This window comes from Streptomyces kronopolitis (assembly GCF_014646275.1).
Lineage (GTDB): Bacteria > Actinomycetota > Actinomycetes > Streptomycetales > Streptomycetaceae > Streptomyces > Streptomyces kronopolitis.
On record NZ_BMND01000010.1, the window covers coordinates 152287 to 165123 of the forward strand.

Annotated in this window: 1 protein-coding gene; it reads left to right on the forward strand. The window is 73.0% G+C overall.

Going from position 1 to position 12837, the window contains the following annotated elements; genetic code table 11:
* Positions 1-166 precede the first annotated feature (166 nt).
* On the forward strand, positions 167-12817 hold the full coding sequence (locus IEY78_RS14320) for a type I polyketide synthase (protein ID WP_189098157.1): 12651 nt from the start codon (positions 167-169) through the stop codon (positions 12815-12817).
* Positions 12818-12837 lie beyond the last annotated feature (20 nt).

Consider the following 12837-nt stretch of genomic DNA (forward strand, 5'->3'; position numbering starts at 1 on the left):
ATGCCGCACACCCCACGGAACCCCTGCTCAGAGCGGTACGGAAGGGCCCTTTGCCGCCCCTAGGAGTTCCCCTAGAGGTGCCCTACGGCCCGCCTTTCGCGGCCCGCCGCTGTGGAACGGTGAACTTCAGCCGTGACTGTGCCGCTTCGCGTAGGGAGTGCGATTGATGAACGGGTCGGAACCCGCGGGCTCCAGGATTCCCTCGCCGGACGGTGAGCCGATCGCGGTCATCGGCCTGTCCTGCCGCCTGCCCGGGGCAGCCGACCCCGACGCCCTGTGGCAACTCCTGCGCGACGGCCGCAGCGCCCTCACCGAGGCGCCGGCCGACCGGTGGACCACCGAACTCCTCGCGGAATCCGGGCTGTCCGAGCCGCCGCAGGGCGGCTTCCTCGACGACGTCGCCGGCTTCGACGCCGCCTTCTTCGGCGTCTCCCCGCGCGAGGCCCAGTCGATGGCGCCCCAGCAGCGGCTCGCCCTGGAACTCGGCTGGGAGGCACTGGAGAGCGCCCGCATCCGACCCGAACGGCTCCACGGCCACCGGACCGGGGTGTACATCGGGGCCACCGTCGAGGACTACGCCGTACTCGTCCACCAGCAGGGCCCCGAGGCGCTCGACCATCACACCCCGACCGGCCTCAACCGCGGACTGATCGCCAACCGCCTCTCCTACCACCTCGGCCTGCGCGGCCCCAGCATGACCCTGGACACCGCCCAGTCCTCCTCCCTCGTCGCGGTCCAGACCGCGTGCGACAGCCTGCGCCGCGGCGACTGCGACACCGCGCTGGCCGGCGGGGTGCATCTCAACCTCGCCCCCGAGAGCACCCTCGCCATGGCCCGCTTCGGCGCGCTCAGCCCGAGCGGCCGCTGCCACACCTTCGACGCCCGCGCGGACGGCTTCGTACGCGGCGAGGGCGGCGGCCTCGTCGTCCTCAAGCCCCTCTCCAAGGCCCTGGCGGACGGCGACCACGTCCACTGTGTGATCCGCGGCGGCGCGGTCAACAACGACGGCGGCGGCCCCGGCCTCACCACCCCGGACGCCGCCGCGCAGGAAGAGGTGCTGCGCCTGGCCTGCGCACGCGCCGGCGTCCGGCCCGGCGACCTCGGCTATGTGGAGCTGCACGGCACCGGCACCAAGGTCGGCGACCCCATCGAGGCGGCGTCGCTCGGCGCCGCGTTCGGCACCGACCCGCACCGCAGCACCCCGCTGCCCGTGGGTTCGGTCAAGACCAACATCGGTCACCTCGAAGGCGCCGCCGGCATCGCGGGACTGCTGAAGGTGGTGCTGTGCGTGGCGCACGGCCACCTCGTCCCCAGCCTGAACTTCACCACACCCCACCCCGACATACCGCTCGACGCCCTGAACCTGCGTGTACAGACCGAGACCGGTGCCTGGACGGCAGAGGAAGGGCGCCAACTCGTCGCCGGTGTCTCCTCGTTCGGGATGGGCGGCACGAATGCGCATCTGATCGTGGCGGGGACGGCGGGCTCTCGCGAGGCCTCGGACGCGGTTGCCGATGCGGGCGCGGATGTGACGGTGCCTTGGGTGGTGTCCGGGCGGTCCGCGGACGCCCTGGTGGCGCAGGCGGAGCGACTGGTGTCACGGGTGACGGACAGCGGCTTGTCGCCGGCGGAGGTGGGCTGGTCGCTGCTGGCCTCCCGGTCGTCGTTCGAGCACCGCGCGGTCGTGGTGGGCTCCCGGATCGACGAACTGACCGCCGGGGTAAGGGCGTTGGCGGACGGACGCCCCGACGCCGCGGTGACGATCGGCGAGGCGCCCGACGTCATCGGCGACACGGCCACCGACCGCTCCGGCAAGACGGTGTTCGTTTTCCCGGGGCAGGGGTCGCAGTGGGCCGGTATGGCGGTGGAGTTGCTCGACTCCTCGCCGGTGTTCGCGGGTCGGTTGGCGGAGTGTGAGGCGGCGTTGGAGCCGTTCACGGACTGGTCGCTGAGTGCGGTATTGCGGGGTGAAGAGGGGGCGCCCGGGCTGGACCGGGTGGATGTGGTCCAGCCGGTGTTGTGGGCGGTGATGGTGTCGCTGGCTGAGGTCTGGCGCGCTCACGGTGTAGAGCCTGCCGTCGTCGTAGGCCACAGCCAGGGTGAGATCGCGGCGGCGTGTGTCGCCGGGGCGTTGACCCTGGCGGACGGCGCGCGGGTCGTTGCGCTGCGCAGCCAGGCCATCCGTGCCCTCGCGGGCCGTGGCGGAATGGTGTCGGTGGCGCTGCCCCGGCCCGAGGCGGAGGAGTTGATCGAACCGTGGGGTGGTCGGATCTCGGTTGCGGCGGTCAACGGTCCGTCGTCGGTGGTGGTGTCCGGTGATGGTGATGTTCTGGGCCGGCTGGTGGAGGAGTGCCGGGAGCGCGAGGTCCGGGCACGGCGGATCGAGGTGGACTACGCCTCGCATTCGGCGCATGTGGAGACGATCGAGGAGACCCTGAAGGAGGTCCTGTCGCCGGTCGCGCCCCGGACCTCCACCGTGCCGCTGTTCTCGACGGCGACGGGGGACTGGCTGGACACGGCGGAGATGGACGCCGGCTACTGGTTCGCCAACCTGCGGCGGACCGTGGAGTTCGCGCCCGCCATCGAGGCTCTCACCGCGGCCGGGCACCACACCTTCGTGGAGGTCAGCCCGCACCCCGTGCTGACCATGCCGGTGCGGGAGACGGTGGAGGCCGCGGGCGTCGAGGGGGCGGTCGTCGGCACCCTGCGCCGTGGCGAGGGCGGCCTCGCCCGGCTCTACACCTCACTCGGCGAGTTGTATGTGCAGGGCGTGGACGTCGACTGGTCCCCGGCCTTCGCCGCGCCCCGCCCCCCGCTCGTGGACCTGCCCACCTATGCCTTCCAGCGCGAGCGGCACTGGATCGAGGCCGTCGCCGGACACCCCCGCCACACGGCCCTCGCCCCCGCCGTACCCGACGGGCCCACCGCCTCCCCGGCCGAGCGCTCCGGGACCAACCGCCCCACCCTCGACGTCGTACGGGACCACGCCGCCGCGGTGCTCGGCCACCGGGACCCCTCCGCGCTCCACGCCGCCCGCACCTTCAAGGACCTGGGCTTCGACTCGGTCACCGCCGAGGAGCTGCGCAACCGGCTGAACCGGGCACTCGCCGTACGACTGCCGTCCACCGCGCTGTACAACCACCCCTCACCCGCCCGGCTGGCCCGCTACCTCGACGGAGAACTCCTCGGTACCGCACCGGAGTTGACGCCGTCGCAGGGCCCGGCCGCCGCCCCGGACGAGCCGATCGCCATCGTCGCGATGGCCTGCCGCTACCCCGGCGGCGTCCGGTCGCCCGAAGACCTCTGGCAGATCCTCCGGGACCGGGTGGACGCGGTATCGCCGTTCCCCACCGACCGCGGCTGGCATACCGACGGGCTGTACGATCCCGACCCCGAACGCTCGGGCACCAGTTACGTGCGTGAGGGCGGCTTCCTCGATGCCGCGTCCTTCGACGCCGGCTTCTTCGGGATCTCGCCGCGCGAGGCCCTGGCGATGGACCCGCAGCAGCGACTGCTGCTGGAGACCTCGTGGGAGGCGCTGGAGCGGGCCGGCATCGACCCGACCGGGGTCCGCGGCAGCCTCACGGGCGTGTTCGTCGGGGCCATGGCCCAGGAGTACGGCCCCCGACTGCACCAGGCGGGCCAGCAGGTCGAGGGCCATGTGCTGACCGGTACGACCACGAGCGTGGCCTCCGGACGCATCGCCTACACCCTCGGTCTCGAAGGCCCGGCCATCACCGTGGACACGGCGTGCTCCTCCTCGCTGGTGGCGCTGCATCTCGCGGCGCAGGCCCTGCGCAGCGGGGAGTGCACCCTCGCGCTCGCCGGCGGGGCGACGGTGATGTCCCGGCCCGGCATGTTCGTGGAGTTCAGCCGGCAGCGGGGACTCGCGCCCGACGGCCGCTGCAAGCCGTTCGCCGCGGCCGCTGACGGCACGGCCTGGGGCGAAGGCGCCGGGATCCTGCTCCTGGAACGCCTGTCGGAGGCCCGCCGCCACGGCCACCCGGTGCTCGCCGTGCTGCGCGGCAGCGCCACCAATCAGGACGGCGCCTCCAACGGCCTCAGCGCCCCCAACGGCCCTTCTCAGGAACGGGTGATCCGCGCCGCGCTCTCCGCCGCCGGACTGCGGCCCTCCGATGTCGACGCGGTCGAGGCGCACGGCACCGGTACGGCGCTCGGCGACCCGATCGAGGCGCAGGCGCTGCTGGCGACGTACGGGCAGGAGCGGGAGTCGGACCGGCCGCTGTGGCTCGGCTCGCTCAAGTCCAACATCGGGCACACCCAGGCCGCCGCCGGTGTCGCCGGCGTCATCAAAATGGTGCTCGCCCTGCGGCACGGCCTCCTCCCCGAGACCCTGCACCTCGACGCGCCCTCCCCGCATGTGGACTGGTCGGCCGGCACGGTACGGCTGCTCAGCACCGATCAGCCGTGGCAGGCGAACGGGCAGGTGCGCCGGGCCGGAGTCTCCTCGTTCGGCATCAGCGGCACCAACGCGCATGTGATCGTGGAACAGCCCCCGGCCGAGACCGAGACTGAGACCGGTGCCGAGGCCGCGTCCGCACGGCCCGACGCGGCGGAGCCGGTCGACGGGGAAGGAGCACCCGGCAACCGCGATGACCGGCCGGTCGTGCCCTGGGTCGTACACGGCCGGACCCCGGAAGCACTGCGCGCCCAGGCAGCCGCACTCGCCACCCACCTCGGCTCCCTCCCCGACGCGGCACCGTACGACGTCGCGCACTCGCTGCTCACGACGCGCGCGGCCCTGGAACACCGGGCGGTGCTCACCGGCGCCGACCGCGCCACCCTCGTCGCGGACCTGCACGCCGTGGCCGAGGGCGACCCCGGCCCCCACACCGCCACCGGCTCCGTACCCACCACCCCCGCTTCGTCAGCGGTCTTCGTCTTTCCGGGGCAGGGGTCGCAGTGGGTCGGCATGGCGGTGGAGCTGCTGGACTCCTCGCCGGTGTTCGCGGGTCGGTTGGCGGAGTGTGAGGCGGCGTTGGAGCCGTTCACGGACTGGTCGTTGAGTGAGGTGCTCCGGGGGGTTGAGGGGGCGCCCGGGCTGGACCGCGTCGATGTCGTCCAGCCGGTGTTGTGGGCCGTGATGGTGTCGCTGGCCGAGGTCTGGCGCTCCCATGGCGTCGAGCCTGCTGCGGTGGTCGGTCACAGTCAGGGGGAGATCGCGGCGGCGTGTGTCGCCGGTGCGTTGAGCTTGGACGATGGCGCGCGGGTCGTGGCGCTGCGGAGCAAGGCCATCCGTGCGCTGTCAGGTCGTGGCGGGATGGTGTCCGTCGCACTGTCCTCGTCCGATGTGGCGAAGCTGATCGAGCCGTGGGGCGGCCGGGTCTCGGTCGCGGCGGTCAACGGTCCGACGGCTGTGGTGGTCTCCGGTGACGCGGACGCGCTCGATGAGCTGATGGACGTGTGCCGCGAGCGCGAGGTCCGGGCCCGCCGCATCGACGTGGACTACGCCTCGCACTCGACTCATGTGGAGTCGATCCGTGAGGAGTTGCTCGACCTTTTGGCGCCGGTGACCCCCAGGACCGCCGAGGTGCCGTTCTTCTCGACGGTGACGGGGGAGTGGCTGGACACGGCGGAGATGCACGCCGGGTACTGGTACACGAACCTGCGGCGGACGGTGGGCTTCGCGCCCGCCGTCGAGGCCCTCACCGCCGCAGGACACCGCGCGTTCGTCGAGGTCAGCCCGCATCCGGTGCTCACCGTGGCGCTCCAGGAGACTGTGGAGGACGCGGGCGCGGACGCGGTGGTGACGGGGACCCTGCGCCGGGACGACGGCGGCCTGCCGCGGCTCTTCACCTCGCTCGGCACGCTGTACGCGCACGGTGTGGACATCGACTGGTCCCCCGTCTTCGCCGACCGCCGCCCGCACCGGGTGGAGCTGCCGACCTACGCGTTCCAGCGGCAGCGCTTCTGGCTGGAGCCGGATGCGCCCGCCGTCGCCGCCTCCCCCGAGGAAGCGGCGTTCTGGACGGCCGTCGGGGACCAGGACGCGACGTCACTGGCGGACACGCTCGGGCTGCCCGGCGCTGAAGCCCTGGACGCGGTGCTGCCCGCGCTGTCGTCGTGGCACAAGAACCGGCGGCAGCGGAGCACGGCCGACGGCTGGCGCTATCGCGTCGTGTGGCGTCCCCTCGCGGAGCCCGCGGCCCAGCAACTCGACGGCAGCACCTGGCTGTTGGCGGTCCCGGCCGGGTACGAGGACGACGCGCTGGTACGCGGCGCCCGCGAGGCACTGGAGGAGGCGGGCGCCCGCACCCACGCACTGACCGTGGACGACAGCGACGGGCTTGCCGCTCGGCTGTGTGCCGCCTCCGGACCGTTCGCCGGTGTGCTGTCCCTGCTGGCCCTGGACGAGCGGCCGGACCGTACCCAGCCCTGCGTACCCAGCGGCCTTTCGCTCACCCTCGCACTGCTCCAGGCACTCGGCGAGGCCGGGATCGACGCCCCGCTGTGGTGCGTCACCCGAGGCGCGGTCGCCACCGGTGACACGGCCAAGCCCACCAGTGGATCCAGCGGTGAGTCCGCGGCGGGCACCGATCACGCGGACCAGGCGCCCACGCATCCCGACCAGGCCGGGATCTGGGGGCTCGGCCGGGTCGCCGCGCTGGAGCATCCGGAGCGCTGGGGCGGCCTCATCGACCTGTCCGGCCGGGCGGCCGCCGATGGGCAGGAAGTGGCGCTGTTGGCGCGGATCCTGGCGACCGGTGGCGACGAGGATCAGCTCGCCGTCCGCGGAGCCGCCGTGTACGGGCGCCGGCTGGTCCCCGCGCCGGTCGCCGGGAAGACCCCGCGGCGCGCCTGGCGCCCGCGCGGCACCGTCCTCGTCACCGGCGGCACGGGAGCACTCGGCGCCCATATCGCCCACTGGCTCGCGGACAACGGCGCGGAACACCTCGTCCTCACCGGCCGTCGCGGCGCCGATGTCCCCGGCATCGACGCGCTCTGCTCCGCACTCCGTGACCAGGGGGTTCAGGTCACCGTGGCGGCCTGCGACCTCGCCGACGGGCAGGCGGTCGCGGCCCTCGTACGGCAGATCGAGCAGGACGGGGAACCGGTCCGGGCCGTGGTGCACGCCGCCGGCGTCAGCGCCCTCGGCACACTGGCGCAGGCCGGTCCGCACGACCTCGCGGCCGCGCTCGCCGGCAAGGTCACCGGAGCCGACCATCTGTCCTCCGTACTCGACCCCGCGCAACTCGACGCCGTCGTCTACTTCTCCTCCATTTCCGGCACCTGGGGCGTGGCCGAGCACGGCGCGTACGCCGCCGCCAACGCGCTTCTCGACGCCCGCGCCGCCCGCGGACGGGCCGACGGCCTGCCGGTCCTGTCGGTCGCCTGGGGCCCATGGGCGGGCGGCGGCATGATCTCCGACTCGATCCATGACGTGCTGCGGCGCCGCGGCGTGCCCGTCATCGCCCCGGACACCGCACTGGCCGCCCTCCAACAGGCGCTCGACCACGACGAGACCGCCCTCGCGGTCGCCGATGTCGACTGGCAGCAATTCCACAGCGTCTTCACCTCCGTCCGGCCCAGCCGTCTCCTCACCGAGATCCCGCAACTGGCGGAGAGCGGAGACGGAGCGGATGGCGAGGGCGGCGGTACGGAGCGCGGGGCCGCACGTTCCCCGCTCGCCGAGCGGCTGGCCGGGCTCGATGCCCGGCAGCGTGGCGTGGCGCTGCTGGACCTCGTCCGTGAGCAGGTCGCCTCGGTGCTCGGCCACGACAAGACGGCCCCGGTCGACCCCGAACGCGCCTTCAAGGAGCTGGGTTTCGACTCGCTGACCGCCGTCGAGCTGCGCAACCGCCTGGGCCGGGCCACCGGGCTGCGACTGCCCAGGACCGTCGTCTTCGACCATCCCAGCCCGGCCGCGCTCGCCGGCTACGTCGGCACCGAACTGGCCGGCGAGGAGGAAGGCAGCACGCAGCCGGCCCTCGTCCCCACGCCCACCCCCGCACCCGTCTACGTTTCCGCGGACGACGACCCGATCGCCATCGTGTCCATGGCCTGCCGGTACCCGGGCGGCGTGCAGTCGCCCGAGGACCTGTGGCGGCTCGTCCGGGAGGGTGTCGACGCGATGTCCGCCTTCCCCACCGACCGCGGCTGGGACCTCGACGGCCTCTACGACCCCGATGCCGACGAGCCGGGCAGGAGCTACGTCCGGGAGTCCGGGTTCCTGCGCGATGCCGGTGACTTCGACGCCGAGTTCTTCGGGATCTCCCCGCGCGAGGCAATCGCCATGGACCCGCAGCAGCGGCTCCTGCTGGAGACCTCCTGGGAGGTCTTCGAGCGGGCGGGTATCGACCCCAAGTCCCTGCGCGGCAGCGGCATCGGCGTCTACATGGGCGTCACCGACCAGGAGTACGGGAACCGGCTGCGTACGTCGGCCCCCGAGCAGTTCGAGGGCTATCTCGCCACCGGGGCCGCCGCGAGCGTCGCCTCCGGCCGGGTCGCCTACACCTTGGGACTGGAGGGCCCGGCCGTCACGGTCGACACGGCCTGCTCGTCGTCGCTGGTCGCCCTGCACATGGCGGTGCGGGCACTCCGCTCGGGGGAGTGCCCGCTCGCCGTGGCCGGAGCGGCGATGGTCATGGCCGACCCCGGTCCCTTCATCGGCTTCAGCCGGCAGCGGGGGCTGGCGCGGGACGGCCGGTGCAAGCCGTTCTCGGCGGCGGCCGACGGCTTCGCGCTCTCCGAGGGCGTCGGTGTCCTGCTGGTGGAACGCCTCTCGGACGCCCGCCGCAACGGGCACCCGGTGCTGGCGGTCGTCCGGGGCACGGCCATCAACCAGGACGGCGCCTCGAACGGTCTGACCGCGCCGAACGGCCCCTCACAGCAGCGGGTGATCCGTGCCGCGCTCGCCGACGCCGGTCTCCCGGCCGGTGCGGTCGACGTGGTGGAGGCGCACGGTACGGGTACGTCGCTGGGTGACCCGATCGAGGCGCAGGCGCTTTTGGCGACGTACGGGCAGGAGCGGGAGTCGGACCGGCCGCTGTGGCTCGGCTCGGTCAAGTCGAACATCGGACACACCCAGACCGTCTCGGGTGTGGCCGGCGTCATGAAGATGGTGCTCGCCATGCGGCACGGCGAACTGCCGGCGACCCTGCACGTGGACGAGCCGTCGCCGCACGTGGACTGGTCGTCGGGCGCGGTGGAACTGCTCACCGAGGCCCGGCCGTGGACCTCGGATGACGGCCACCCGCGCCGCGCGGGCGTCTCCTCCTTCGGCATCAGCGGGACCAATGCACATGTGATCGTGGAGCAGCCCGAGCCGACCGAGGCGGAAGCCGTCGCGCCGTCGTCGGCTTCGGGTGTGGTCGTTCCGTGGGTGCTGTCCGGGCGGTCCGCCGAGGCGTTGGTGGCCCAGGCGGAGCGGCTGGCGTCACGGGTGGTGGGCAGCGACTGGTCGCCGGTGGAGGTGGGATGGTCCCTGGTGGCCGCACGGTCGTCGTTCGAGCACCGGGCGGTGGTCGTGGGCTCCGAGACGGCTGAACTCGCCGTCAAATTGCGAGAGTTGGATGCCGCTTCATCGGTTGGTGACCCGGGTCGTACGGTGTTCGTCTTCCCGGGGCAGGGGTCGCAGTGGGTTGGTATGGCGGTGGAGTTGTTGGACTCCTCGCCCGTCTTCGCGGGTCGGTTGGCGGAGTGTGGGGCGGCGTTGGAGCCGTTCACGGACTGGTCGCTGAGTGAGGTGCTGCGGGGGGTTGAGGGCGCGCCTGGCCTGGACCGGGTGGATGTGGTTCAGCCGGTGTTGTGGGCCGTGATGGTGTCGCTGGCCGAGGTCTGGCGCGCTCATGGCGTGGAGCCTGCGGCCGTCGTCGGTCACAGTCAGGGCGAGATCGCGGCGGCCTGTGTCGCCGGGGCGTTGACCCTGGAGGACGGCGCCCGGGTTGTGGCGCTGCGCAGCCAGGCCATCCGCGCGCTCTCCGGCCGTGGCGGAATGGTGTCCGTGGCGCTGCCGTCGTCGGAGGTCCCGGAGCTTGTCGAGGCGTGGAGCGGCCGCATTTCGATGGCGGCGGTCAACGGCCCCACCTCCGTGGTGGTCTCCGGTGACGCGGACGCGCTCGATGAGCTGATGGGCGTGTGCCGTGAGCGTGAGATCCGGGCTCGCCGCATCGACGTGGACTACGCCTCGCACTCGGCCCATGTGGAGTCGATCGAGAAGACACTGGCGGAGGTCCTGGCGCCGGTCGCGCCCCGCAAGTCGTCCGTGCCGCTCTTCTCGACCGTGACGGGGGACTGGCTGGACACGACGGAGATGGACGCCGGGTACTGGTACACGAACCTGCGGCGGACCGTGGAGTTCGCGCCCGCCATCGAGGCCCTCACCGCCGCAGGACACCGCACCTTCGTGGAGGTCAGCCCGCACCCCGTACTCACCGTGCCACTCCAGGAGACCGCCGAGGTGGCCGATGTCGAGGCGGTGGTCACGGGGACTCTGCGTCGTGATGACGGTGGTCTGTCGCGGCTCTACACCTCGCTCGGTGAGCTGTATGTGCAGGGCGTGGACGTGGATTGGTCCCCGGCGTTCGCCGCGCCCCGGCCCAAGGTCGTCGATTTGCCTACCTACGCCTTCCAGCACCGCCACTACTGGCTCGAATCGGGTCAGTCGTCGCCGGGTGGTGTGGTTGATCCGGTGGATGTGCGGTTCTGGGATGCGGTGGAGCGGGCGGATGTGGAGGGTCTGGCGGCGACGTTGGGTCTGACGGATTCGGGTGCGTTGGGTGAGGTGTTGCCGGCGTTGTCGTCGTGGCGGCAGGGTCGTCAGCAGCGCAGCACGGTCGACAGCTGGCGCTACCGGATCGCCTGGCGGTCCCAACCCGAGCCGAAGCAGGGCGAGTTGGACGGCAGCTGGGTGATCGCCGTACCCGACGACCACCTGGACGACGACCTGGTGCAGGCGACCTCCCGCCTCCTCGGCGAACGCGCTCGCCTCATGCCCATATCGGCCACCGCCGACCGCGCGGACCTGACGGCGCGGCTCGCGGCGCTGCACGGTGACGCCGATGCCCCGCTGCACGTGGTGTCGCTGCTCGCGCTGGACGACCGGGAGGCCGGCGGCCGGCGGGGAGTGCCCGGCAGCCTGCTCAGCACCCTGGCGCTCACCCAGGCACTCGCCGACACGGAACGGAAGGCCCGCCTCTGGGCGGTCACCCAGGGCGCTGTCTCCACCGATGCCGCGGCCGGGGGGCCGGGATCCGACCTGGCCTCCGACCCGATACGCCATCCCGGCCAGGCGGCCATCTGGGGTCTGGCCAGGGTCTTCGGCCTCGATCACGATGACCGCAGGGGCGGCCTGATCGATCTGCCCGGGACCCTGGACGACGACGCGCTGCGCCGTTTCCTGTCGCTGCTCAGCGGCGGCGGCAGCAGTCGGGACGAGTACGCGGTCCGCCCGTCCGGCGTCCATGCCCGGCGCATGGTGCGGGCGCCCCTCGACCCGTCGTCCGCCGCCACGCCGTGGCAGCCGCGCGGCACGGTCCTGATCACCGGGGGCACCGGGGCGCTCGGCGCCCATGTGGCGCGGGCGCTCGCGGACGGCGGTGCCGAGCACCTGGTACTCGCCGGCAGGCGTGGGCCCGACGCCCCGGGCGCGGCCGAGCTGTCCGCCGAACTGACGGCACTCGGCGCGCGCGTCACGGTGGCCGCCTGCGATGTCACCGACCGGGCCGCGCTGGCCAAGCTGCTGGACTCGCTCACCGACGAGGCACCGCTGACCGCCGTGGTGCACACCGCGGGCGTCGTCGGCGAGGCCCGCCCCCTCGACGAGACCTCCCTCGACGACGCCATGGCCGCCGTGCACGCCAAGATCTCCGGCGCCTGGCACCTCGATGAGCTGCTGGCTGATCACCCGCTGGACGCCTTCGTGCTGTTCTCCTCCGGCGCCGGAGTGTGGGGCAACGGCGGACAGGGCCCGTATGCGGCGGCCAACGCGACCCTCGACGCCCTCGCCGCCTGGCGCCGCGCCCAGGGCCGCCCGGCCACCTCCATCGCCTGGGGCGCCTGGGACGGCGGCGGCATGGTCGACGAGGCCGTGGCCGAGCAGCTGAGCCGCCGCGGGGTGCCCGCCATGAACCCCGCACTCGCCGTGCACGCGCTGCGCGAGGCCGTCGACCAGGCGGAGACCACCCTCGTCGTCGCCGACATCCGATGGGACCGCTTCCTCCCCGCCTACACGGTCAGCGGGCACCGGCCCCTCCTGGACGAACTCCCCGACGTGCGGCAGCTGCTCGCCGACCAGAAGGAGGAGGCACCGGCGGACAAGACCGGGGAGAAGGGTTCGGACCTGCCGGAGCGGCTGGCCGCGCTGGCGGAACCCAAGCGCAAGCGGATGCTCCTGGACCTCGTCCGCACCCACGCCTCCGCCGTGCTGGGACACTCCTCGACCGAGGCGGTCCGGCCCGCACGGGCCTTCCGCGAGCTGGGCTTCGACTCCCTCACCGGAGTGGAGCTGCGCAACCGGCTCAACACGGCCACCGGACTGAAACTCCCCGCCACTCTGGTCTTCGACCACCCCACCCCGACCGCACTCGCCGCGTACCTGCGGGACGCCCTGCTCCCCCCGGAGCCGGAGGCCGGGAGCGACCTCCCGGTGCTCCCCGAGCTGCGACAGGTCGCGAGCGCACTGCAAGCGGCCACCGACGACGACACCCGGCGGGCGCTCACCGAAGGGCTGCGCGGCCTGCTCGCCCACTGGGAAGGCCAGGAGTCGCCACCGGCACAGACCGTCGACGACGAACTCGCGGAAGCGAGCGATGAGGACATGTTCGACCTGATTGACAGGGAACTCGGGATCGGCTGATCCGGAACGCACACCGACCG